We start from the raw sequence: 25,948 nt of genomic DNA, 5'->3' as shown, positions 1-25,948 counted from the left end.
CTTTTTGTATTTTATAAGCTTAACGAGGCTTATAGTCACCGGTTTTTTTCTGCTTAAGATTATCATCCATACTGTGATCATGATGACAACCTTCAGGATGAGTACACTCTTGTGCTTCGTGGCACTGTGAACATAATCCATGAATTTCGATTACGCTATGTCGTAAATGAAATCCACTCTCTTGTGCCAGTAATGAAATAGAATTTTCGATTTTATGGCTATTTTTTTCAGTGACAGATAAACAACGGTCACAAATTAGCATTACTGATGTGTGTTCAACATCATCAAAATGATGACAAAGTACATAGCTGTTGGTGGATTCTATTTTATGGATAAATCCTTGCTCAAGTAAAAATTCTAATCCACGATAAACCGTTGGCGGTTTTGCTTGTGGTTCAACTTGGCGTAGTAAATCCAATAAGTCGTATGCGCTGATAGCAGAAGGTTGCTGCACTATCAGACGCAATACTGCCAGACGTTGTGAAGTCAGGCGAACACCTCGTTTCTGGCAGATCTTTTCTGCCTGAGCGAGCAATTTCTCTTCATTCATGGGGATCAGATGCTCTCAGACGTTGTTAATGGCGCAGATCTTACCATATTTTTTGAAAGCAAACCTTTGTGTAAAGTGGGGTTTTGTGAAAATAACTTTTCATAGTGTTCTGTCATGATCATCAACAAAAAACCCAGCCTAAGCTGGGTTAATTTTTTAGATGGTTTTAAGATAATTTTTTCTGAAACTAGGTTTCAGGTAAACCTCAAAACGGAATATCGTCATCAAAATCCATTGGTGGTTCATTGTTTGGCGCTGGTGCTGCTGCAGGTTGTTGTGCAGGACGAGATTGTGCGCCACCGCTAAATTGTTGTGATGCTTGTGGCTGTTGTGGTTGACCCCAACCGCCTTGGCCACCTTGTGAAGGTGCACCATCTTGACCACCACGGCCACCTAACATCTGCATTGAGCCACCGATATTGACCACAACTTCAGTGCTATATCTGTCTTGACCGCTTTGGTCTTGCCATTTACGTGTTTGTAATTGACCTTCGATATACACTTGTGAACCTTTACGCAGATATTCGCCTGCAATTTCTGCCAGTTTGCCGAAAATTACCACACGGTGCCACTCGGTTTTTTCTTTCATTTCACCGGTTTGTTTATCGCGCCAGCTTTCTGATGTTGCCAGTGTCAGGTTTGCAACTGCACCACCACTTGGCATATAACGGATTTCTGGATCCTGCCCTAAATTACCGATAAGAATAACTTTGTTTACGCCTCTGCTCGCCATGTGCGGTACTCCTGCGAAAGTAAATTTTTTGAAATCATAAGCGAATAAGTTTATCACGTACGCTAAAATTTGAATATGACGCGTGATGAATTTCTCATTTGTGAACATTGTCGAAATTTTTTTGTCTCAAAATGACAGGTTTTCATCGTCATTCAATTTCACTATATATACTGTATATCCATTCAGTTAACTTTGTGTCATAATTATCCGATTCTTTCTTTTTCGGCGACTCTCTCAATCCGGGATATGTTCATGGATAAAATCGAAGTACGGGGCGCTCGCACCCATAATCTAAAAAATATCAATTTGGTCATTCCCCGCGATAAACTTATTGTTATTACGGGACTTTCTGGCTCTGGTAAATCCTCTTTAGCCTTTGATACGCTTTATGCAGAAGGACAGCGACGCTATGTCGAATCGCTTTCTGCCTATGCTCGTCAGTTTCTTTCGTTAATGGAAAAGCCTGACGTTGATCACATCGAAGGTTTGTCTCCCGCTATTTCGATTGAGCAGAAATCTACGTCGCATAACCCGCGTTCGACTGTGGGAACGATTACAGAAATTCATGACTACCTACGGCTCTTATTTGCACGCGTTGGTGAACCTCGCTGTCCTGATCACGATATTCCATTAGCCGCTCAAACAGTTAGCCAAATGGTTGATAATGTACTTGAGCAGCCAGAAGGCAAGCGCTTAATGCTGTTAGCGCCTGTGGTGAAAGAGCGTAAAGGCGAGCATATTAAGTTACTCAATAATCTTGCTGCCCAAGGTTATATTCGTGCGCGTATTGATGGCGAAGTGTGTGATCTTTCTGATCCGCCGACATTAGAATTACAGAAAAAACATACCATTGAGGTGGTGATTGACCGTTTTAAAGTGCGTGACGATCTCGCCCAACGTTTAGCAGAATCTTTTGAAACAGCATTAGAACTTTCTGGTGGTACTGCTGTTATCTCTGATATGGATGATAACAATGCAGATGATATTATTTTTTCTGCAAACTTTGCCTGTCCTGTTTGTGGTTATAGCATGAGCGAGCTAGAGCCTCGTTTATTCTCTTTTAATAACCCTGCAGGGGCTTGCCCAACTTGTGATGGTTTAGGTGTTCAGCAATTTTTTGATCCTGAATTAGTGATCCAAAATAGAGAGATTTCTCTTGCTGGTGGTGCAATTAAAGGATGGGATCGCCGTAATTTCTATTATTTCCAAATGCTTCGCTCATTGGGTGAACATTACCATTTTGATGTTGAAGCGCCGTTTGATTCGTTACCAGATAATATTCAAAAAGTCATTTTAACGGGTTCAGGCAAAGAGAATATTGAATTTAAATACACAAACGATCGTGGTGATGTTGTTGTTCGTCATCATCCTTTTGAAGGCGTATTAAATAATATGGAACGCCGTTACCGCGAGACAGAATCAAGCGCGGTACGTGAAGAACTTTCTAAGTATATTAGTAATCGTCCTTGTGCTTCTTGTGGTGGTACGCGTTTACGCCGTGAAGCGCGCCATGTGTATGTTGAAAATACTACATTACCTGAAATTGCAGATTACAGCATTGGTCATGCGATGACCTTTTTCCAAAATCTCAAGCTCAGTGGTCAAAGAGCAAAGATCGCAGAAAAAGTCTTAAAAGAGATTGGTGATCGACTAAAATTTTTGGTCAATGTAGGCTTAAATTACCTCACACTTTCTCGCTCGGCTGAAACCTTGTCAGGCGGTGAAGCGCAACGTATCCGCTTAGCCAGCCAAATTGGTGCTGGATTAGTTGGCGTAATGTATGTCTTGGATGAACCTTCAATTGGGTTACATCAACGAGATAACGATCGTCTACTTGAAACACTGATCCACTTACGTAATTTGGGTAATACGGTGATCGTTGTTGAACATGATGAAGATGCTATTCGTGCAGCAGATCATGTTATCGATATTGGCCCAGGCGCGGGCGTTCACGGTGGTGAAATTGTTGCTCAAGGTACGCTTGAAGATATCATCAATAATCCGAATTCATTAACAGGCAAATTCTTAAGTGGTGAACGTCGTATTGCTATTCCAGAGCAACGCGTTCCAGTTGATCGTGAGAAAATGCTGACGATTTTAGGTGCTAAAGGTAATAACCTAAGAAACGTAAATCTGAAATTACCCGTGGGTTTATTTACCTGCATTACGGGCGTTTCAGGATCAGGTAAATCAACGTTGATTAACGATACGTTATTCCCTATTGCACAACGCCAATTAAATGGTGCTACAAATAGTGTTCCTGCACCTTATTTAGACGTTGAAGGTTTAGAGCATTTCGATAAAGTCATTGATATTAACCAAAGCCCGATTGGTCGAACACCTCGTTCAAATCCAGCAACTTATACAGGGGTATTTACACCTATTCGTGAGTTATTTGCGGGTGTACCTGAATCGCGTACTCGTGGTTATACGCCAGGTCGTTTTAGTTTCAACGTAAAAGGTGGTCGTTGTGAGGCTTGCCAAGGTGATGGCGTAATAAAAGTTGAGATGCACTTTTTGCCAGATGTTTATGTACCTTGCGATCAATGTAAAGGTCAGCGTTATAACCGTGAAACCCTTGAAATAAAATATAAAGGGAAAAACATTCACGAAGCGTTGGATATGACCATTGAAGAGGCGAGGGAGTTCTTTGATGCTGTGCCAGCGCTGGCTCGTAAGTTACAAACATTGATTGATGTTGGTCTTTCTTATATTCGCTTGGGGCAATCAGCAACGACTTTATCGGGTGGTGAAGCACAGCGAGTTAAGTTAGCAAAAGAGTTGTCAAAACGTGGTACGGGACAAACGCTTTATATTCTTGATGAGCCTACAACAGGGCTTCACTTTGCTGATATTGAGTTGTTACTTGAAGTACTTCATCAATTACGTGACCAAGGTAATACCATTGTTGTTATTGAGCACAATCTTGATGTGATCAAAACAGCGGACTGGATTGTGGATCTTGGCCCTGAAGGCGGAAGTGGTGGCGGTCAAATTTTAGTGTCAGGCACACCAGAGCAAGTCGCAGAGTTTGAAGGCTCACATACTGCAAGATTCTTAAAACCAATCTTAGAGCGCGGTTATTAAGATCACACCGCTTATTCCCTTATGATCTAAGCGCTACGAACAATAAACTCTTTACGGTTTGTAGCGCACTTTCTTCAAGAAAAGTAAATCCATGGGATATGATAGAATTTAATTCTATCGAAAAAAGTATTCTCTTTGGGCTATACACTTCCTTATCTATTTTTATCTTATTAGCCACCTATTTTTATAAAAAACAGATCAAATGGTTAATTGTGCTGTTTAGTAACAGTATTTTAACCAAATACGAGATAACAAAGCTAAATAGAAAGGATTATCATAGTATATCGTGATAGACAGCACAGTTTATTTGGTGATTTGTTTCAATTGTTATACTTGACTATTATTGTATAACAATAGTTATTTTTCATTATTAATCAATCATTTATTTGTTTGCAAAGGTTACAATAGAGGGAAGGTTATTATTTACTATGCTCTTTGAACAGATAATCCTATTTTTCTCCTTACGATAGAATTTTTTTCCAAATCATTTCGGGCTATCACGATTTATAACAACTTTTTTCTCCGTAATATTCCCTATCATTTACCCATAATAAATAATACCTGCAAAGAGTAAGGCTATTTCGACATCGCAATGTTAGATAGACTTTTTTTACCCCCAAAAATTCGTTTTGCTATTAACAATTACAATATAAAAAGTGAGTACTAATATGGAAACGGCTTCCTCAAAAATAGAGACAACAAGCTATCCCGCAACTAGTGCTGGCGCTCGCCGCGCAGGTATGACAGAACAAGAATGGCGTGCTGCAATTAAATTCGACGGCAATGATGTGGGCTGGGTTATCATGAGTATCGGTATGGCTATCGGTGCAGGTATTGTGTTTTTACCTGTGCAGGTAGGTCTGATGGGATTATGGGTTTTCCTACTATCCTCGATCATTGGTTATCCTGCGATGTACCTTTTCCAACGCCTATTTATTAATACGTTGGCTGAATCTCCAGAGTGTAAAGACTACCCAAGTGTTATCACTGGTTATCTCGGTAAAAACTGGGGTATTTTATTAGGAGCACTCTACTTTGTGATGCTAGTCATTTGGATGTTTGTTTACTCAACGGCAATCACCAATGACAGTGCTTCTTACTTACAAACATTTGGTGTTACGGAAGGTTTACTGTCAGAAAACCCATTCTATGGTTTGATCTTGATTTGTGCTTTAGTCGCTATCTCTTCTCGTGGTGAACAATTACTGTTTAAAGTATCAAGCTTTATGGTACTAACTAAACTGTTTGTTGTTGCTGCGTTAGGGATCTCCATGATTGGTATGTGGCATCTTTATAACGTGGGAGCATTACCACCCGCTGGACGTTTAATCAAAGAAGCAATAATTACATTACCTTTTACCCTGACTTCAATTCTGTTTATCCAAACATTAAGTCCAATGGTTATCTCTTACCGTGGTCGTAATAAAAACCGTGAAGTTGCTCGTCACAAAGCGTTACGTGCAATGAACATCGCGTTCGGTGTGTTGTTCTGTACTGTTTTCTTCTATGCAATCTCATTCACATTAGCAATGGGTCATGATGAAGCAGTTAAAGCGTATGAACAAAATATCTCTGCATTAGCGATTGCTGCAAAATTCTTCCCTGGTGGTTGGGTAACTGTTGTAAGCGTTATGCTAAATATCTTCGCCGTAATGACTGCATTCTTTGGTGTCTACCTAGGTTTCCGTGAAGCGACACAAGGGATCGTTATGAATATTCTGCAACGCTATATTCCAGCAGAAAAAATCAACCAAAAATGGGTACAAAACGGCATCATGATTTTCGCCGTGCTTTTAGCATGGGGTGCAATCATTCTGAATGCACCAGTACTGAGTTTTACCTCAATTTGTAGCCCAATCTTCGGTATGGTGGGTTGTCTTATCCCTGCATACTTAGTGTACAAAGTACCAATGTTACACAAATACAAAGGTGCATCGCTCTACCTGATTATTTTTACCGGTTTACTGCTCGTTATCTCTCCGTTCTTGGCATTCTCATAGTCGCCGACTTCGGTTCTAGTTAGGCATTGTTTTTAAAAACTAAATTAATCCAAGGTGTTAGATTATGAGCCAGAACAAAAATTCTCATTTATGGTCACAATTTGTTCGTCAGTTACGTGAAGGTGTTAAGCCAGCAGTGGGTTGTACTGAGCCAATTTCATTAGCATTGGCAGCAGCGAAAGCAACTGCGCTTTTAGGCGAGCCTGTTGTTCGTGTCGAAGCTTGGGTTTCACCAAACTTGATGAAAAACGGAATGGGCGTAACAGTGCCGGGAACGGGAATGGCTGGGCTACCTATTGCAGCAGCATTAGGTGCGACAGGAGGAGATCCTGATGCTGGGTTGGAGGTCTTGTTAAAAGCATCCGCTGATGCAGTTGCTCAAGCTAAGACACTGGTTGCTCAAGGTAAAGTCACTGTGGGTGTAAAAGCACCTTGTGAAGATGTTCTTTACTCTGAAGCGAAAGTGTATAGCCAATCTGGTTATGCCATCGTCAGTATCGCAAGAGAGCATACACATGTTGTTCGTTGTGAATGTAACGGTAACGTTGTTTTTGAGGAAGATAAATCAGCGCTTACCAATAATTGTGAATCTACTGATGAAAAACCTTTTACTGATGTTTGTGCTGAAGATATCTATAATTTCGCACTTAACGTGCCAGTGAGTGAAATTGAATTTATGCTCAATGCCGCTCGTTTAAATGGCGCTTTATCAGAAGAGGGACTACAAAACACCTATGGATTAGCCATTGGTCGTACCTTAATTCTGCAACAAGAGAAAGGTTTGTTAGGTAAAGACTTACTTAATGAAATCATGATCAGAGCATCAGCTGCATCTGATGCTCGTATGGGTGGGGCGGTATTACCTGCAATGAGTAATTCAGGCTCAGGTAATCAGGGTATTGCCGCAACATTGCCTGTAATGGTGGTTGCTGAATTTATTAAAGCCGATGATGAAACCTTACTGCGTGCATTGGTTTTATCTCACTTAATGGCAATTTATGTTCATAGCCATTTTCCACCACTTTCCGCCCTTTGTGCTGCAACAACCGCTTCAATGGGTGCAGCCGCAGGAATGGCATGGTTACTCACAAAAGATTTCACCACTGTCAGTATGTCTATCAACAGTATGATTGGTGATATCAGTGGCATTATCTGTGATGGCGCATCGAATAGCTGTGCAATGAAAGTATCAAGTAGTGCAGCGAGTGCCTATAAAGCAGTATTAATGGCGATGCAAAATCAAAGTGTTGCGGGTACTGATGGTATTGTCAGTGACGATGTCGATAGTTCAATAGCGAATCTCTGTGCATTAGCCAGTCGTGCAATGCAACATACAGATATTCAAATCATTGAGATTATGGAAGAAAAAGCGCGTCGTAATGCTGGGGAAAAGAAGCAAGCTGTCAATATATAAAAGGCGAAAACCTAAAGCGGTAGTGATGTTGTGATGCAGTAAAAAGAAATACCTGCTTATAAAAATAGGCAGGTATTTTTTTATCATGGAATTGCGTTGATTAGATTAAATACTCACAGCCGCAAAGGCTTGCGCAATGCGCTGAACATTACTTGTATTAACACCTGCCATACAAACACGGCCAGTACCGACAAGATAAATACCAAATTCGTCACGTAATCTATCAACTTGCGCTTGTGTAAAGCCGGTATAGCTGAACATACCGCGTTGAGTTAATAGATGATCAAAATTCTTTTCAGGCAGAGCAACTTTTAAAGCTTCGACTAAAGTAACGCGCATCTCTTTAATGCGATCACGCATATGCGCGACTTCTTTTTGCCATTGTGCAGTTAAAACTTGGTCTGATAGCACTTTATTGACAATTTGCGCACCATAGTTTGCAGGGCTTGAGTAGATACGACGTACACCTGCTTTCAACTGACCTAATACATGTTCGCATTCAGTGGCATTTTCACACACAATTGATAAGCCACCAGCACGTTCACCGTAGATCCCAAATATTTTTGAAAAAGAGTTACTGATAAGTATCGGTAATCCTGCTTTTGCCATAGTACGAATAGCGTAAGCATCTTCATCTAAATTTTCAGCAAAGCCTTGATAAGCAATATCTAAGAATGGAATTGCTTGGCGAGCTTTTAATACTTCAGTGACTTGATCCCATTGATCTTTAGTCAGATCAGAGCCTGTTGGGTTGTGGCAACATGGGTGCATCAATACGATGCTTTTTTCAGGCAGTTTTTTAAAGCAATCGAGTAGTGCTTCAAATTTTACGCCTTTGGTTTCAGGATCAAAGTATGGGTAATGATTTACCTTGAAACCCGAGCCCGCAAAAATAGAAGTATGATTATCCCAAGTCGGATCACTTATCCACACTTCTGATCTTGGGAAATAGCGATGGAGAAAATCAGCACCTACTTTTAATGCGCCTGATCCACCTAATGTTTGGATTGTGGCAATTTTCTTTTCTGCAATTAGAGGATTATCTGCACCGAAAAGGAGATCTTGAATTTCGCTGCGATAAGGCGCCAGCCCTTCCATTGGTAAATAAAGTGTTGCGGTGGGGGTCATGGCATTAAGTTGCTGACGCGCAACTGAAACTGTTCCTAAAATAGGGGTCTTGCCTTCTTCGTCATAATAAAGACCAATGCTTAAATTAATTTTATCCTGACGTGGGTCTTTGTTATAAACATCCATCAATGAGAGAATCGGATCTCCCGGAAACGCTTCAACCTGTTGAAACACGGCTTCTTCTCCAATCACTTTTAGTGTGTCATAGGGATACAATATCGTGTGTATTATTGTTCGTCTAGGTATTCCATGATGACGCGCGAGGTTAATTTTGTAATCAACTCATAGGCGCTAATACCACTATATTTGGCAATTTCTTCTACGGGCAACACATCTCCCCATAAAATAGCTTCATCACCAACACTATCAATTAGTTCAGTCCCCAAATCGACGCTGATCATATCCATCGAAACTCTGCCAACAATAGGCACTTTTCGACCATTGATCCACACAGGAGTACCTGAAGGTGCACTACGAGGATAACCATCGCCATAACCAATAGCGATCACACCAAGATAAGTGTCTTTTTCACTTACCCATGTTCCACCATAACCAACAGGTTCACCCGCTTTATGTTTACGAACAGCAATCAGGCTTGTTTTCAGTGTCATTGCAGGGGTTAAGCCAAAATCTTTACCTGTTCTTTCATCACCAGTGGGGGATATACCATAAGTAATAATACCGGGGCGAACCCACTGATAATGAACTTGAGGCCAAAATAAAATACCCGCAGACGCTGCGATAGACTTATCACCGGCTTTATCTTGAATAAAATTTTGAAATAATGTGATTTGTTTTTGTGTTGCTTCAGGAACATCAGGCTCATCAGCGCGACTAAAATGGCTCACAATATTGACAGGTTGTTGTACATTTTTGCAGGCGGAAAGTCGTAAATAGAAGGCTTGCGCATCTTCAGGACGCACGCCTAAACGGTGCATCCCCGTATCGATTTTCATCCATACTTTGACGGGTTCATCTAAGTCGGCCTGTTCTAATGCTTCTAATTGTTCTTGGCTATGAACAACCGTTTCAATGTGGTTGACGACTAAAATAGGTAGGTCAACGATATCAAAAAAGCCCTCTAACAGAAGAATGGGCTTTACAATACCCCCACTTCGTAAGGTTAATGCTTCACCAATACGTGCAACACCAAAACAATCAGCATTGTCCATTAAGGTATATGCTGTTTCTAATAACCCATGACCATAAGCGTTTGCTTTCACGACAGCTATCAGGTGGCTATGTGGGGCATAGTCTCTCACATGCTGAAAATTGTGACGCAGAGCGCGGCGATCTATCACTGCGGTTGCCGCTTTCATATTATTCCAATACTTCCTTTCATTAAGTCAAGGTTAGTGATTATTCATCGTCGTAAGCAGGGCCCGCATAGTTATCAAAGCGTGACCATTGGCCGTTAAAGGTAAGCCTTACTGTACCAATTGGACCGTTACGTTGTTTACCGATGATGATTTCTGCAACCCCTTTTAAATCACTACTTTCGTGGTAAACCTCATCACGATAAATAAACATGATAAGGTCAGCATCTTGCTCAATAGAGCCTGATTCACGTAAGTCGGAGTTAACAGGGCGTTTATCAGCACGTTGTTCCAAACTACGGTTTAACTGTGATAGAGCAACCACAGGAACTTGTAATTCTTTAGCTAACGCTTTTAAAGAACGAGAAATTTCAGCAATTTCTAGTGTTCTGTTTTCAGATAATGAAGGTACTCTCATTAACTGTAAGTAGTCAATCATGATAAGGCTTAAACCGCCATGTTCACGATAGATGCGGCGAGCACGAGAGCGTACTTCTGTTGGTGTTAAACCCGATGAGTCATCGATATACATATTGCGTTTTTCAAGCAAAATACCCATGGTGCTTGAAATACGTGCCCAATCCTCATCATCAAGCTGGCCTGTACGAATTCTTGTCTGATCGACACGAGATAATGATGCCAACATACGCATCATGATTTGGTTGCCGGGCATCTCTAAGCTGAAGATAAGTACGGGTTTTTCTTCCGTCATTGCTGCATTTTCACATAAGTTCATGGCAAATGTGGTTTTACCCATAGAAGGACGTGCAGCAACAATAATTAAATCTGACTTTTGTAATCCTGCGGTTTTTTTATCAAGGTCTTGATAACCACTTGAAACCCCTGTGACACCATCATGAGGTTTTTGATAGAGCTGTTCTATTTTTTCAACAGTCTCTTCTAAAATTGCATCTATTGCTTTAGGACCTTCGTCTTTATTGGCGCGTGTTTCAGCAATTTGGAACACTCTTGATTCAGCAAAGTCGAGCAGATCTTCACTGGTGCGTCCTTGAGGATCAAAACCCGCATCTGCAATTTCGTTGGCAACTTTTATCATATCGCGAACAACCGCACGCTCTCGGACAATATCCGCATAAGCGTTGATGTTCGCCGCACTTGGCGTATTTTTTGAAAGTTCTGCTAAATAGGCAAAACCACCTACACTGTCTAACTCGGCATTTTGTTCTAATGCTTCGGATAGCGTAATCAGGTCGATAGGTTTGCCTAATTCCAACAAACGTTGCATTTGCGAGAAGATAGTACGATGAGGTCGGCTATAAAAATCTTCGGCGGTGACGCGTTCAGAAACATTATCCCAACGTTCATTATCTATCATCAGACCGCCTAACACGGACTGCTCTGCTTCCAGCGAATGGGGAGGTAGCTTTAATCCCTCCATTTGTCGGTCTTTAATATCAGACATCAGCTTGTCAGTGGTCTTGTTTCTGGCCATAAATCCTGCATAAAATCGAAAAAGTGTCAGTCAGCGTATTAGTATACGCTAACCCAATTATCTGTGCCTTGTAGAAATAGCTATCCTTTGTCATTATCTCCAAAGGTCTTTTTGCGCTCGCTTATTTAACCTCTCATCCTACAAAGGAGATAGTAATGGCTAATCGTATTCAATTTGCAACTCATGGCGATGCAGATGTTCTTGAGTTAGCAACATTTACACCCGCTCCTCTTGGCGATCATGAAGTTCAAGTTGCCAATAAGGCAATTGGTATTAACTATATTGATACTTATGTGCGTAGCGGATTATATCCTGTAAGCCAATTCCCAAGTGGATTAGGCACTGAAGCTGCGGGCATTATTATCAAAACAGGCGCTAAAGTGACTTCACTAAAAGAAGGGGACAGAGTTGTGTATGCGCAATCTCCGCTAGGGGCTTATAGCGATACGCATAATGTACCAGAAAATAAAGTAGCACGTCTGCCTGATAATATCTCTTTTGAACAAGCCGCAGCCTCTTTCTTAAAAGGATTAACGGTTTATTATCTCTTCAATGAAACTTATAAATTACAAGCGGGTGAAACCTTCTTATTCCACGCAGCAGCTGGTGGTGTTGGTTTAATTGCTAGCCAATGGGCGAAGGCCATTGGTGCAAAAATGATTGGTACAGCAGGTAGTGATGAAAAAGTTGCCAAAGCAAAAGCCGCAGGTGCATGGGAAGTGATTAATTACCAGACTGAGTCGATTGTGGAACGTGTTTTGGCGCTAACTAATAACCAAAAAGTGCCTGTTGTTTACGACTCTGTTGGTAAAGCAACGTGGTTAGATTCGTTAGACTGCTTGCAGCGCCGTGGCTTAATGGTGAGTTTTGGTAATGCATCAGGTGCCGTAACAGGTGTCGATTTAGGTATTCTTAATAAAAAAGGTTCTCTATATGTGACGCGCCCATCTATTTCGGGTTATATCACAACGCGTGAAGAGCTAGATGCTGCAAGTGAAGCGCTATTTGCATTAATTGGTAGCGGTAAAATTGATGTAAGTGTGCCAGATAATCAGAAATTTGCTTTAGCAGATGCGAAAGATGCTCATCGTTATCTTGAAAGTAGACAATCTCAAGGATCGAGTTTACTTATTCCTTAATTATTATTTATAAAAACTAAAACCTATTTAAAATAAATTAAATAGGTTTTTAATATTTATTATTAATAAATATAAATAATTTCAAGTTTGATTATCAAAAAAAAGCCTTATTTTTATTTTAGATTTATTTTTAACTCTATCTCTTTTAATTTACGTTTTCGTGATTTTTATTAATAGAATATGGAGTGTTTATGCAAAAAGATGAATTAAAGGATTTTATTGATTTTATTTATGAAGATAATAAAGTCAGTAATGTTGAATTACAATTTATTCGTGATGTCGCAGATGAAAAAACAGAAGCATTATTTAAACGCCTTGGTGAAAATAATAATTTATCTGCATTCCAAAAATCAATGGATGTATCAGTTCAATTAATGCAAAATGCTTTTTTTGATATTAAAAAGAAAGAAGGAACAGAAGAAGGTAAACGTGAAGTTAAAGAAGCATTTGAATTTCAAATTGCTTATTTAGTTGCCAATTATAATCGCTTCTTCTCATTACTTTAATGAAAATAAAACCAGCCCAATGTGGCTGGTTTTATTTTTAATATCGTTATTTTTCAGTTACAAATTTAAGTGCATTTTCTAAAACAGATAAATCAGCGCCCTGTTTATGGGCATTTTCACTTAAATGACGTCGCCATTGTCTAGCGCCTGGAATACCTTGGAAAATCCCCAACATATGACGTGTAACATGACCTAAATAAGTACCTTGTGAGAGCTCTTTCTCAATATAAGGATACATTGCTCTTACCGCAGTGACTGCATTGGCAATAGGTAGCTGGTTGTCAAAAAGCTCATGATCAACATGCGTTAGAATTGACGGGTTTTGATAAGCCTCACGACCTACCATAACGCCATCCATATATTTTAAGTGCTCTTTGGCTTCTTCTAGTGACTTAATACCACCGTTAATTGCCATAGTGAGATGCGAGAAATCGCGTTTTAATTGATAAACACGAGGATAATCTAAAGGTGGAACTTCACGGTTCTCTTTTGGACTTAAACCCGATAACCATGCTTTACGGGCATGAATAATAAAGGTATCGCAGTTATTATCACGGCTAACAGTATCAATAAAATCACATAGAAATTCGTAGCTATCCAGCTCGTCAATACCAATACGGGTTTTTACCGTAACAGGAATATCAACGACATCACGCATGGCTTTCACACAATCTGCAACGAGTTGTGCATCTCCCATTAAACAAGCACCAAAACGCCCATTTTGTACGCGATCTGAAGGGCAGCCCACATTTAAATTGATTTCATCATAGCCACGCTCTTGTGCCAATTTTGCACATTGCGCTAAAGCTTGAGGATCGCTTCCACCTAACTGCAAAGAGACTGGATGTTCTTCTTCACTGTATTTTAGATAGTCGCCTTTACCGTGAATGATGGCACCTGTTGTGACCATTTCAGTATAAAGCAGTGTATTTTTACTGAGCTGACGAAAGAAATAACGACAATGACGATCAGTCCAATCGAGCATCGGCGCAACAGAGAAACGGTTCAAATTATATGTATTTGAATGGCTATTAACACGATGATTTTCTGTTGGTTTATTGAGTTCTGTATTTTCTGACATGCTGTAATTCTTTCGTCTATTTAGGCGTTGCTACCCTTATTTTTTTGTGAGGGTAGAAAATGAGGGCGCATTATAGCATAGAGAATAACTAACGCATGGTGGATCTGTGTTTTAATGAACTCAAGAAGAGTCGTCAGAAACAACAAAATAGGAACTTATATGCCAACAGAAAAAAGAGCATTGCCTTATTTTAAATTAAATATCATCCTGAACCGATAAAAAGAGGAGCTTTTATCACAGATGATACCGTTATATGTGATTGTTGTGGAAAACTACGCCTACATATTGATTTTAGTTAATGAACATCATTCAAATAATATTAAGTCTATTTTTTAGAACATAGACTTGATATTTATTTTTATAAAATAGCCTATTTATATTATCTCTATTAAAAATGGAAATAGTCACTGCTCAAGGTTTTACGCTATAAAGCGAAAAAATAAAAAGAGGAGCATTGAATATGAACATTAAAAGAAAGATCCTTATAAAATTAAATAATCTTGATTATGATAATAAAAAACTGTCATTTTCTACTTCCCATGAAATGCATCATTCCCTTTTAACTAATATACCTTTAGTTCCGGTAATATCATCTGTTCATCAATTACCACCCAAAAATTATATAGATTCTATTACAATAAACTTTAATGATCTAAATAAATATTATTACCTTAATTTACCAGAGAATAATCATTATTCTTTAGATGAAGTGATTAAAATATTACAACAACACCCTGATATTGAATATGTACAAACGGTGCCGATACAACCTATTGAACCTCCTAATATTACGCCTGATTTTACTCAATATCAGCAATACTTAAATACGCCAGAAAAAACAGTGAATATTAATAAAATTAAAGGATTAGGGATTTGTGAAGCATGGAAGCAAGAAGCATATGGGCAAGGAATACAAGTCGCTGATATTGAGTGGGATTTCAATCTTTCTCATCATGATTTATCAACGGATAATATTACGTCGTTATTACCATTTAATGAAAAAACCAGTCAGGCAGATCATGGTACAGCGGTTGCGGGATTAATAATGGGAAAAAATGATGGTAAAGGGATCACTGGACTCGCTTATAAATTAGATATGTTTTATGCCATCTCTGAATTAACTTGTGGGCGTATTGATGCGATTATTGCGAGTAAACGCATATTACATGCTGGTGATATTGTTTTATATGAAATGCAGACAATTTGTGAACATCAAGCTTATGTACCTGCGGATTATGAAATGCATATTTGGGAAGCGACTCGCGCATTAACAGATGCTGGGATCATTGTGATTATGGCAGCAGGTAATGGGGGCGTAGATCTGGATTTACCTGCTTATGAAAGTTACCGACAACGCCATGATAATAACTCAATACGTGTTGGTGCAGGTTCGCCTTATACATTAAATCGATTACCTTTCTCAACGCATGGTTCACCTATTCATGTACAAGCGTGGGGAGAGGATGTTGCAACAGCGGGTTATGGTGATCTGTTTCGAAGTGATGATAACCATACTTATACCGCTAATTTTAGTGGAACATCGTCAGCCAGTGCTTTAGTTGCGGGAGCCGCTGCTGTGATCCAATCTTGGTATAAAGACCGTACAAACAGTGTGTTAACGCCGATACAAATGCGTGACTTATTAATTAGAACAGGCACTTTTCCACTGTTAAATGACAAAATCGGCCCTTTACCAAATGTGAACAACGCAATTTTGTATTTAAAAAAATTAATAAAACGTCATTAAGTACAATAGTATTAATTCCCTTAACACCTCCTAAATATTAGGAGGTGTTATTTAAATTTCATCTATATGATATATAAAGTTTTTATCATCATAATAAGATGAAAATATAAAAAGAAGCGTAATTTAATCAACTTTTCTTGTATAAACAACGACCATAAAATAGCGTTGCAAATAAACGAGCTAATAAGTTTTTATAGGAAAATAAGGCGATTAGACAACTTCTAAGAGAAAATTTATTTAATTATAAACTTAATCGATTTTTACGATTTATATAAATTAATAGCATTATGATTTTATTGTGTTTTTAGCATAAACCCTAAAGGGCATGGTTTATGATGAAAAACTTAAATATGAATAGTTTTTCATTGTTTATGCACCTTTTTGCTTTCAATTTCACGTCACTGCGTTTATCATTTTCCGCTTGTACTATACATACGGCGTCGCTGGTTTTGGGCTTCTGTGGAGCATAATGCTCCGGCAGCTCACACAGTCTTTTCCAGTGGCGGTTCTATCTGCATTATTCTTCGGGATAGAGTATTACCTTAAATGACTGAGAAAACATCTCTGACACCAGTTGTCGAATTAAAATCCTTAAGTAAAGGTTTCGACGGAAAACAAATTATTTCCCGCCTCGATCTCACTATCAACCATGGCGAGTTTTTAACCATCCTCGGTCCTTCGGGCTGTGGTAAGACGACGGTTTTGCGTTTAATCGCGGGTTTAGAAGACGTTGACGATGGGCAAATTATCCTTGATGGACAAGATATTACGGATATCCCAGCGGAACAACGTTTTGTAAATACGGTTTTTCAAAGTTACGCGCTTTTCCCACATATGACTGTTTTTGAAAACGTCGCATTTGGTCTTCGCATGCAGAAAACACCTGCTGATGAGATTAATATTCGCGTTGAAGAAGCATTGCGTATGGTGCAACTTGAAGATTTCGCACAACGTCGCCCAGCACACCTTTCTGGTGGACAACAACAACGTGTTGCGATTGCGCGCGCTGTTGTGAATAAACCAAAGGTCTTATTGCTTGATGAATCATTATCTGCACTGGATTACAAATTACGTAAACAGATGCAAAATGAATTAAAAGCCTTACAACGTAAATTAGGGATCACCTTTATTTTCGTGACTCATGACCAAGAAGAGGCGCTGACCATGTCAGACCGGATCGTGGTGATGCGTGAAGGGCGTATTGAGCAAGATGGTACTCCGCGTGAAATTTATGAAGAGCCAACAAATCTGTTTGTTGCGCAATTTATAGGTGAAATTAATATCTTTGATGCGCGTGTGCTCCATCGTATTGATGAAACGCGTATTCGTGCTGATGTTGAAGGTCATGAATGTGATATTTATACCACATTACCTGTGACACAAAATCAGCAACTCAAAGTATTACTTCGACCTGAAGATCTCCGTGTTGAAGAAATTCACGATCTTGAAAACCTTCCTGGGTTAATTGGTTATGTTCGTGAACGTAACTATAAAGGCATGACGCTAGATTCTGTTGTTGAAATGGAAAATGGCAAGGTGGTGATGGTCAGTGAATTCTTTAATGAAGATGATCCAGATGTTGATCACTCGTTAGACCAAAAAATTGCAGTAACTTGGGTTGAAAGCTGGGAGGTCGTACTGGCAGATGAAGAAAACACGTAAACTATTTCAAAACATCGTTATTACTGGTGTTGTGGGTTGGTTGATGCTGTTCGTCTTCTTGCCGAATATCATGATCATTGCGACCAGTTTTTTAACGCGTAATGATGCCAACCTTGTCGAGATGGTCTTTACACTCGATAACTACTATCGCTTATTTGATCCGATGTATGCAGAAGTGTTACTGCATTCTATTAATATGGCGGTAGTCGCAACATTAGCTTGTTTATTATTAGGTTATCCCTTTGCTTATTTCCTCGCAAAAATGCCTAAGAAAATACAGCCATTAATGTTGTTTTTATTGATTGTACCTTTTTGGACAAACTCGCTTATTCGTATTTATGGATTAAAAATATTCCTAAGTACGAAAGGTTATTTTAACGAATTCCTGTTGTGGATTGGACTTATTGATAAGCCACTCAGAATTATTTATACCCCAGAAGCCGTTGTGCTGGGACTGGTTTATATTTTATTACCTTTCATGGTATTACCGTTATATTCCAGCATTGAAAAGTTAGATAAACCTTGTTTAGAAGCAGCGCGCGATTTAGGTGCTAATAAATTTCAAACCTTTATTCGTATTATTATTCCATTAACAATGCCGGGCATTATTGCGGGTTGTTTACTCGTGATGTTACCTGCGATGGGCTTATTCTTTGTTGCTGATTTAATGGGTGGTGCGAAAAACTTATTAATTGGTAACGTAATTAAGAGCCAATTCTTAAATATTCGTGACTGGCCTTTCGGTGCAGCCACAAGTATTTGTTTAACATTGGTGATGGGATTAATGCTGTTTGTGTATTACCGAGCCGTGAAGCTACTGCATAAGAAGGTAGAAATAGAATGATAGGACGGTTATTGCGTGGTGGATTTATGTCCATTATTTACGCGTATCTTTATATCCCGATCATCATTCTGATAGTTAACTCTTTTAACTCATCACGTTTCGGGATCAACTGGAAAGGCTTTACCACAGATTGGTACGCCATTTTATTTAATAATGACAGTCTGCTTCAAGCGGCAGGACATTCATTAACAATGGCGGTCACCTCTGCGACATTCGCCACATTAATCGGCTCATTAGCGGCGGTTGCACTTTATCGCTACCGTTTTCGTGGCAAAAAATTTGTCGGTGGTATGTTGTTTGTCGTCATGATGTCGCCGGATATTGTGATGGCGATTTCGTTACTTGTACTGTTTATGATCCTAGGTGTTTCATTAGGATTTTGGTCGCTTCTATTTTCACATATTACATTTTGCCTGCCTTTTGTTGTGGTGACTGTGTATTCACGATTAAGTGGGTTTGATGTAAAAATGCTGGAAGCTGCTAAAGATTTAGGGGCAGGTGAATTTACTATTTTACGTAAAATCATTATGCCTCTGGCAATGCCAGCAGTAGCTTCAGGTTGGTTATTAAGCTTTACGTTATCTATGGATGACGTTGTCGTTTCCTCTTTTGTGACAGGGCCAAGCTATGAAATTTTACCACTGAAAATTTACTCAATGGTAAAAGTGGGCGTTTCGCCAGAAGTGAATGCGCTTGCAACCATCCTTTTAGGTCTATCTTTAGTATTAGTATTAATTAGTCAGTTGATCTTAAGAGACAGAACTGGCAAAGCGTAAACATGCATTAGTGCGAGTTTCTCGTACTTTTTGGGGTCTTGAAGACCAATCTGTTGGAGGTAGGCTCGCTGCCTATTTGATATTAACGCATCAACCACTGAAGGAAACATAAATGAAAAAGTGGTCCTCAGTACTTGCTGCCAGCGTAATGGCACTAAGTATCGGCACAGCATCGGCTGATGATGGTAAGACATTATATTTCTACAACTGGACGGAGTATGTGCCGCCTGGTCTGCTTGAACAGTTTACGAAAGAAACTGGGATTAAGGTGATTTATTCCACCTATGAATCCAATGAAAGCATGTATACCAAGTTAAAGACCTATAAAGAAGGTGCTTATGACTTGGTGGTTCCTTCTACTTATTTTATTTCTAAAATGAGTCATGAAGGTATGCTACAAAAAATCGATAAATCAAAATTAACCAATTTTGATAATCTCGATCCTAGCCTCTTACATAAATCATTCGATCCAGAAAACGATTACTCCATTCCTTACATTTGGGGTGCGACCGCTATTGGTATTAATAGCGATGAAGTTGATGTGAGTAGCATTACTTCATGGGCAGATTTATGGAAACCTGAATATAAAGATAGCCTGTTATTGACCGATGATGCCCGTGAAGTTTTCCAAATGGCATTATTAAAATTAGGCTATTCGGGGAATACAACCGATCCTAAAGAGATTGAAGAAGCCTATAAAGAGCTACAAAAGCTGATGCCAAACGTATTGGCCTTTAATTCAGATAATCCTGCTAACCCTTATATGCAAGGGGAAGTCAATTTAGGGATGATTTGGAATGGCTCTGCATTTATTGCTCGCGATGCTGGTGCACCTATTGAAATGGTGTGGCCAAAAGAGGGGGGTATTTTCTGGATGGATAGCTTAGCTATTCCTGCTAATGCCAAAAATGTCGAAGGTGCTCATAAACTTATCGACTTCTTATTACGCCCTGAAATTGCAGCAAAAGTGGCTGAAAACATTGGTTACCCAACACCTAATCTCGCTGCGCAAAAGCTACTGCCAAATGTGATCACTAAAGATAATTCTCTTTATCCAACAGAAGAGATTATCAATAAAGGCGAATGGCAAAATGATGTGGGTGATGCGACAGTGTTGTATGAAAGCTATTATCAAAAATTAAAAGCGGGACGCTAATCGCATCTTATTTGCTAAAAAGCCACCTTTATAAAGGTGGCTTTTTTTATGTCGAAAAAGGCATAAGGTTTCCATTAAGTTAACAATAAAAATAAATGAGAGAGGTTGTGTAAGCCAAAGATAATTAAAGAAAATAAGCGTGGCTTGTATTATTTTTTTATACAACATTCAGCAACAAGTCGACTGTTTTTTTCTTGCGTTTTGCGTTGTTGTTCAATATTAATTAAATAATTGCTCTGTAGAAAATAACTAATATGAACATCAAATTTTTCAGAAATCAGATAAATAAATTCAATACTTATCCTGTTTGTTCCCCGTTCATAACGAGAAAGTTGTTGTTGGCTTATTCCTAACTCTTGAGCAAAAAGGGCTCCTGAGTATTTTAATTTCTTTCGTAAATGACGTATTCGTTGCCCTATACGAAAATTAATGGTTTTGCTGTTATCAATCATTTAATCAGCCTTAAAAATTCAAATCATTATTGATAAGAAAAAGTCAGACTGGCTAACCCGTTTGCTTTACCAGGTTTTAGTGTTCCAGTCGTGATATAGCGAGTTGACAGGTTTAATGTGTAGTTTTCGTTATTAGAAGTTGTTATATGAAGTAAACGTTGATTAGGTTGTCCAGTCGCGCTGATATCAGGCCCATAAACGACGGGGGTTGGATTATCATTAAAAAGAAACTGTATCCCAATACCCGAAGCATCAGAGTCTGATGTTAGTGTGAGTACATCTGTATTATTAGAATAGGTAGATTGATCGGTCATGCTGGCATATAGGTGAACATTGGTATCACAAGTGACAGAAATGGGCTTACTTTGTGTTTTTGACGTTGAACCAATGGTTGCCATATCTCGCATTGAGATATCGCCTAATTCATAGGTGAGATTTTTCGTATTGACCGTACAACCTCTAGCTTTAATGGTGATTGTCACTGGATTAATAGCAACGAGAGAGGTGTTATTACCTTTATGTGCACCACCATATTCAGACCAAGTATTGGCGATAACGGTATAAGGAATATTATAAATACCCGTTTCTAAGTGTTCATCTGTGACAACAAACACCACTTTACCTTTTAACGAAACGCGGTCAACATTATGGTTAACAGTAGAGCCTGCTGCTGGATAAATGATGGTTGCACCAGAACCATTATTAACATCAATTGGTACATAAGAAACATTGTCATTGTTATCTTTTAGGCCGAAAGCATAGCCAATACCTTTGACTCCAGGCAGTGAATAAACTGGATAACGATTTCCCCCTTCGTAATAGTAAATACCACTAATTTTTGAGCCTAACGCATTGGCATACAGTGTTTCTACCCAACATTTTTGTAAGAACTTATTTTCACATTTAAAGCCATTATGAACGGAAGTTTCACCTATCCATGTTGAGGTAATGGGAGTGCCTGCGGGTGTACCATCCGCAGCGCCATCAAAATTCATTGGCGGCGGTGAAACTACAAGAGGATCTGCCACCGCCCATGCCATTTCTGTGGGAAGAAAAACAAGGGAAACCAGTAATGTAAGGGGGAATAAAATACGTTTCATTATTGGTACTCCAATAAAAATGTGGTGGTTGCATTGGCTTGTCCTGCACTGACTGGCACTTGAGTGGCGACATAGCGAGCGTAAAATTGCAGGGTATTATCTTGATTAGGTAACAGGGGATAAGATTGGCTTTTATCATTAACTGCGATTGATGTTCTATTTTTATCCATAATTGAAATAGCGACACCTTTTGCGCCATTATCATTAATCGCCAGTAATGTATTATCAGAGAGATCACCCGTACCGTTAAAACTGACTTTCACCGCACTGGCCTCTGGCTGACAGTCCACTAATTTAATACTAAAAGGAATAACAGGTGTTCGTTGTTGGCTCATCGCCGTTGATGTGAAGTCTTTCGTCGCAATATCGCCAAGTTTCACTGTAATATTTTCTGAGTTTGTCTCAACGGTGCAGGTGTTGCCTGTCACTCGTGCATGAATTTGCACTAAAGTGTCATAGGCATATCCTTTAGTCATAAAAAGGAATGGTAGAGCCAAAATAAGCGTGAGTTTATGCATTATTGGCACTCCTGTGTCATTTTTACAAAAGGTTCATCTTGTTGATTTTCAGGTAATTTATAATTTACTTGGCACTGTTCAGACGCACGATTACCCCAACGAATATCTAATACACCTGATTCAGGGACACCAGAAAGGTAAAGTAAGCCATCATCACCAATAATGCCGGATAGGTGATTTTGCTTGTCGGATGCTATGGCACCAAAAGGAAGTGGGCGCCCTTGTCGTTGCAGTGTTAGGAGTAGACGATATCCTGTTTTAGCATCAAAATTGACTTTGATAACAGCGCCTTGGGTCGGAATAACTTGCTGAATATTCTGTTCAATTTCGACATTATCAGGGAGTGCTGTGGTATCAAGCGCGACTTTATTTTGGCGATAAGCGGTTGCGTAAGGAATAACAGCAAATCCACGCCAGTCGGTATAAATCCCGGTTGCATTATCGATAGGAACATCTGCGGTTTTGCGAGCATCAACGAGAATGGCATTTGAGCTTAAAGGCTGGCTTAATGTTAAACCTTCGCTGTGAAGTAACATCCCTCCAGCAACGCTATAATTCAGTTGTTGAGCCTCTTTGTTATAGTTATAACCCACATTAAGGTTGCCATAGCGACTTTGATAACCTAATGCTGCGTTACCCGTATAACTTCCGCCTTGATTACTATAGCCTTGCTGAACACTGTAATTGAGCGTGTTATCTTCAAATAATGTGCCTGCTACACCAGCATTATGTGCTGAATAACCATTATCATTATGACTATAGTTATAAGTGAGATAAGCACTATTAACAGATTGATAGCTTGAAGGCATTAATAATTGCAATGGAATCGAAATACCCAAAGAGAGTGTTTGATCGCGCTGACCGCTATTCATCATGCGGTTATATCCATAAATAATATTGTAAGAGAGGCCTTTTACATTGCCGTTATAACCTGCTTGAAACAGAACATTTTTTTCATTGGTTTCCCAATAATTTTGCCAATTGGTTGTCATAAAAACAGAACCATAATCTCCAAGTTGCTGTGATAAATTCACTTGAAGACTGCCTTTTTTTCTATTGTATAAATTAAAATAGCGTAATGGTTCTTCTTTATTATTTTCATAGAGATAGCCTGACATTCGAGTATTAAGTGTTTCATCTAGCGTATAAAAACCCGAAGTGGAATAGCGATATCCTAATAATTGAAAATTTGTTCCAAATTGGTTTAATGATTTGGCATAGAGAAAGCGCAGGGAATACCCTTCAGAAGTCGAATTATCAGGTAATTTACTATGGGCAAAGGTGATATCCGTTGAGAATGCACCTAAAGTTCCCATATTCCGACCTACACCTAGTGCATAAGATTGATAATCAGAGGTAATTAATGCACCACCGTAAGCGGTGCTGTCATAAGGCAGACCATAAATAAGATGACCTTGGATAAAGCGAGGCTTTTTATTTTGGCTATCTTGGCGAACTTCACCCGCTTGAATAACAAACTTTTTTTGACCTTCTCGTTGTAAAATAGGCACAGCAGAATAAGGCACAATATAGTCGTGCTTACTTCCATCGTTCTCTTCAACCGAGACATATAAATCGCCACTATTTGAAGTGGGATAAAGATCGCGAATTTCAAATGCACCAGGAGAGACAAAAGTCTGATAAATAACATAGCCATTTTGTCGAATAACGACTTTGGCATTGCCACTTGCAATACCTCTCACAACAGGTGCAAATCCTCGTTGGCTATCTGGCAACATGGTGTCATCACTTTCTAAAGAAACACCTCGGAAATTAACGCTGTCGAATAATGTTGATGAGGTATAACTATCGCCAACTTTTAACTGACTTCTTAATGACACAATATTTCGTTGAAGATAGGTATTGATGTGATCCCATTGATGCTTTCCATTTGATGAATTCCATGTGGAATAATCTCTCAATCGCCAAGCGCCAATATTGATCCCGCTACGTAGATTAAGGTAATAGCTATTATTATGAGAATTTCCCCAATTATTGGCACCACTAAAACTGTAATTTAATAAACCTGCGGTAATTCCGTTATCCCATTTTTCCGGTGGAATATAACCTCGTGCTTGGAGATTTAATGCGGCTTGAGGTACTTGAATTTTTAATGCTTGTTTTTCAATATCATAATTAACGCTGGTATTAGGAATAGAATCCGAAATATCAATACATTCTTTTTCTGATTTTAAATCAAAGTCAGTAATTAACTTAATGTTAATCCCTAGTGACTGTAAAAAAGCTTTATTTAAACAAGGGATCACATTTTTATTATTGCTAATAAAATGAATACTTTCATTTCGTAGATATTCATTATTAAAAATAATATCCAGAGGATAATCACCGGGTTTAATACTGTTTCCTGCTTCAAAATAGCTTAAATCAGTGACTGCTTCAGGTGAATCAGATAAAAATGCAGGATTAAATCGGTTTGCACTATATGAAGGAAATGGCAATATTAATGAAATCGTAATGATGCCAGAAAAAAGAAAACAAACTGTATTTTTATTAACCATGATTTTTAACCAACAAGCTAAAAGCAGATGTAATTGTTAATGAGTAATTTCTTTTTTTAATACTGGGGTCTGTGCGCCGTAATCATTAATTGTTTGGAATGAAATTGTATTTTCATTTCTATTTATTTTTCCCAATGTTAATTGGGATAAAGGATTGAGCATGATACTTGATGGAAGTTGACTACCTGCCGCGGCTAGATTCACCATCGTAATATAATAAGGCGTTGGATTAGTGGCAATAAGCTCACCATTTTGATAAGAAAACTTAATTTCATTAGCAAATTTTTCACTATAAGCTGGTAAAATACTTGGGCGATAAAATAATTTAATTCGACTTTGTATTGCAATTTGCATGGTATTTTCTTTATCAAGCCCTTCTTGTAATGAAGGTATAACTTTTACATTCATCCAAAATAAACTTTCTTTATCTTTTGGTAATGATTTACCGACATACATAATTCTTAATGCATTTTCTTTATTAGCATCAAGAATATATAAAGGAGGTGTAACAATAAAGTCAGCTGTTTTATTTCCTTCGATATCTGAAACCCAAGATTGAATTAAAAAACTATTTTCTTTATCTGAGTTAGTTACTACAAGATTCGTTTGTTTAATATTGGAATTATAAACAATACGTGTTGCACCTAATGAAACGCCATTAGAATAAGAAAATAACGGAAATAAAAACGTAATAAGGAAAATAAGTGTCTTTTTCATAATAAAAATTATCAAGTAATGAAGATATCGCAATAATATTTTGATAGAAA

22 protein-coding genes are annotated in these 25,948 nt (G+C 38.7%); 11 read left to right on the top strand and 11 right to left on the bottom strand.

From position 1 onward, the window contains the following. Positions 1–19: 19 nt before the first annotated feature. Both zur and ssb1 read right to left on the bottom strand, forming a co-directional pair. Complete coding sequence (zur, locus tag JEP71_RS15020) at positions 20–550, bottom strand: zinc uptake transcriptional repressor Zur (RefSeq protein WP_109373158.1); 531 nt, start codon at positions 548–550, stop codon at positions 20–22. Positions 551–755: 205 nt separating this feature from the next. Beyond that, a complete protein-coding gene (gene ssb1 / locus JEP71_RS15015) occupies positions 756–1,283 on the bottom strand; it encodes a single-stranded DNA-binding protein SSB1 (RefSeq protein WP_088494417.1) in 528 nt (175 codons plus the stop codon). 252 nt (positions 1,284–1,535) lie between these two features. Here ssb1 and uvrA point away from each other — a divergent pair, with 252 nt between their 5' ends. From uvrA to JEP71_RS15000, 3 genes are all read left to right on the top strand, one after another. Then, complete coding sequence (gene uvrA, locus JEP71_RS15010) at positions 1,536–4,370, top strand: excinuclease ABC subunit UvrA (protein WP_198620615.1); 2,835 nt, start codon at positions 1,536–1,538, stop codon at positions 4,368–4,370. A 668-nt stretch (positions 4,371–5,038) separates the two neighbouring features. Beyond that, entirely contained in the window at positions 5,039–6,370 is a 1,332-nt protein-coding gene (locus JEP71_RS15005) for an amino acid permease (protein WP_109373160.1), read from the top strand. 64 nt (positions 6,371–6,434) lie between these two features. Next, positions 6,435–7,784, top strand: coding sequence for an L-cysteine desulfidase family protein (locus JEP71_RS15000; protein ID WP_198620614.1), 1,350 nt, complete (start codon positions 6,435–6,437; stop codon positions 7,782–7,784). Between the two features lie 105 nt (positions 7,785–7,889). Here the strand turns inward: JEP71_RS15000 and JEP71_RS14995 are convergent, their stop codons facing one another. Genes JEP71_RS14995 through dnaB form a run of 3 tightly spaced genes read right to left on the bottom strand, consistent with a single transcriptional unit; the run spans position 7,890 to position 11,681 of the window. Further along, positions 7,890–9,086: an amino acid aminotransferase gene (locus tag JEP71_RS14995; protein ID WP_198626497.1), complete on the bottom strand. Its 1,197-nt coding sequence runs from the start codon at positions 9,084–9,086 to the stop codon at positions 7,890–7,892. Between the two features lie 53 nt (positions 9,087–9,139). Then, complete coding sequence (gene alr, locus JEP71_RS14990; protein WP_198620612.1) at positions 9,140–10,231, bottom strand: alanine racemase; 1,092 nt, start codon at positions 10,229–10,231, stop codon at positions 9,140–9,142. Positions 10,232–10,271: 40 nt separating this feature from the next. Next, positions 10,272–11,681, bottom strand: coding sequence for a replicative DNA helicase (gene dnaB / locus JEP71_RS14985; RefSeq protein ID WP_023583065.1), 1,410 nt, complete (start codon positions 11,679–11,681; stop codon positions 10,272–10,274). Positions 11,682–11,836: 155 nt separating this feature from the next. Here dnaB and JEP71_RS14980 point away from each other — a divergent pair, with 155 nt between their 5' ends. Then, positions 11,837–12,820 carry a quinone oxidoreductase gene (locus tag JEP71_RS14980; protein ID WP_196532962.1) on the top strand — a complete coding sequence of 328 codons (984 nt, stop codon included), beginning with the start codon at positions 11,837–11,839 and terminating at the stop codon, positions 12,818–12,820. A gap of 191 nt (positions 12,821–13,011) precedes the next feature. Beyond that, a complete protein-coding gene (locus JEP71_RS14975) occupies positions 13,012–13,326 on the top strand; it encodes a hypothetical protein (RefSeq protein ID WP_109373166.1) in 315 nt (104 codons plus the stop codon). 46 nt (positions 13,327–13,372) lie between these two features. Here JEP71_RS14975 and dusA read toward each other — a convergent pair whose 3' ends face one another. After that, complete coding sequence (dusA, locus tag JEP71_RS14970) at positions 13,373–14,407, bottom strand: tRNA dihydrouridine(20/20a) synthase DusA (protein ID WP_198620610.1); 1,035 nt, start codon at positions 14,405–14,407, stop codon at positions 13,373–13,375. A 194-nt stretch (positions 14,408–14,601) separates the two neighbouring features. Here dusA and JEP71_RS17780 point away from each other — a divergent pair, with 194 nt between their 5' ends. From JEP71_RS17780 to potD, 6 genes are all read left to right on the top strand, one after another. Next, positions 14,602–14,706, top strand: coding sequence for a CbrC family protein (locus JEP71_RS17780; protein ID WP_409339345.1), 105 nt, complete (start codon positions 14,602–14,604; stop codon positions 14,704–14,706). Positions 14,707–14,867: 161 nt separating this feature from the next. Beyond that, complete coding sequence (locus tag JEP71_RS14965; RefSeq protein WP_198626496.1) at positions 14,868–16,154, top strand: S8 family peptidase; 1,287 nt, start codon at positions 14,868–14,870, stop codon at positions 16,152–16,154. A 546-nt stretch (positions 16,155–16,700) separates the two neighbouring features. Continuing rightward, positions 16,701–17,816: a spermidine/putrescine ABC transporter ATP-binding protein PotA gene (potA, locus tag JEP71_RS14960; RefSeq protein ID WP_098941766.1), complete on the top strand. Its 1,116-nt coding sequence runs from the start codon at positions 16,701–16,703 to the stop codon at positions 17,814–17,816. Next, entirely contained in the window at positions 17,800–18,660 is an 861-nt protein-coding gene (potB, locus tag JEP71_RS14955; RefSeq protein ID WP_109373214.1) for a spermidine/putrescine ABC transporter permease PotB, read from the top strand. Before potA ends, potB begins: the two co-directional genes overlap by 17 nt. Continuing rightward, positions 18,657–19,436: a spermidine/putrescine ABC transporter permease PotC gene (gene potC / locus JEP71_RS14950; RefSeq protein ID WP_036934543.1), complete on the top strand. Its 780-nt coding sequence runs from the start codon at positions 18,657–18,659 to the stop codon at positions 19,434–19,436. The genes potB and potC overlap by 4 nt, the downstream gene beginning before the upstream one ends. 112 nt (positions 19,437–19,548) lie before the next feature. Then, complete coding sequence (gene potD / locus JEP71_RS14945) at positions 19,549–20,592, top strand: spermidine/putrescine ABC transporter substrate-binding protein PotD (protein ID WP_069366989.1); 1,044 nt, start codon at positions 19,549–19,551, stop codon at positions 20,590–20,592. Positions 20,593–20,741: 149 nt separating this feature from the next. Here potD and JEP71_RS14940 read toward each other — a convergent pair whose 3' ends face one another. From JEP71_RS14940 to JEP71_RS14920, 5 genes are read right to left on the bottom strand one after another with little or no spacing between them, the layout of a single operon-like run. Then, positions 20,742–21,044, bottom strand: a complete 303-nt coding sequence (locus JEP71_RS14940) for a helix-turn-helix domain-containing protein (RefSeq protein ID WP_198620608.1) — start codon at positions 21,042–21,044, stop codon at positions 20,742–20,744. A gap of 26 nt (positions 21,045–21,070) precedes the next feature. Beyond that, positions 21,071–22,144 carry a fimbrial protein gene (locus tag JEP71_RS14935; protein WP_198626495.1) on the bottom strand — a complete coding sequence of 358 codons (1,074 nt, stop codon included), beginning with the start codon at positions 22,142–22,144 and terminating at the stop codon, positions 21,071–21,073. After that, entirely contained in the window at positions 22,144–22,662 is a 519-nt protein-coding gene (locus JEP71_RS14930) for a fimbrial protein (protein ID WP_198626494.1), read from the bottom strand. The genes JEP71_RS14935 and JEP71_RS14930 overlap by 1 nt, the downstream gene beginning before the upstream one ends. Continuing rightward, positions 22,662–25,181 carry a fimbria/pilus outer membrane usher protein gene (locus tag JEP71_RS14925; RefSeq protein WP_198626493.1) on the bottom strand — a complete coding sequence of 840 codons (2,520 nt, stop codon included), beginning with the start codon at positions 25,179–25,181 and terminating at the stop codon, positions 22,662–22,664. The genes JEP71_RS14930 and JEP71_RS14925 overlap by 1 nt, the downstream gene beginning before the upstream one ends. A 36-nt stretch (positions 25,182–25,217) precedes the next feature. After that, positions 25,218–25,898 carry a fimbrial biogenesis chaperone gene (locus JEP71_RS14920; protein ID WP_198626492.1) on the bottom strand — a complete coding sequence of 227 codons (681 nt, stop codon included), beginning with the start codon at positions 25,896–25,898 and terminating at the stop codon, positions 25,218–25,220. Positions 25,899–25,948: the final 50 nt, after the last annotated feature.

The organism is Proteus sp. PR00224 (genome assembly GCF_016238105.1).
GTDB lineage: Bacteria > Pseudomonadota > Gammaproteobacteria > Enterobacterales > Enterobacteriaceae > Proteus.
Note: the sequence above shows the minus strand (reverse complement) of the source record. Positions and strands in the feature narration are given on the sequence as shown.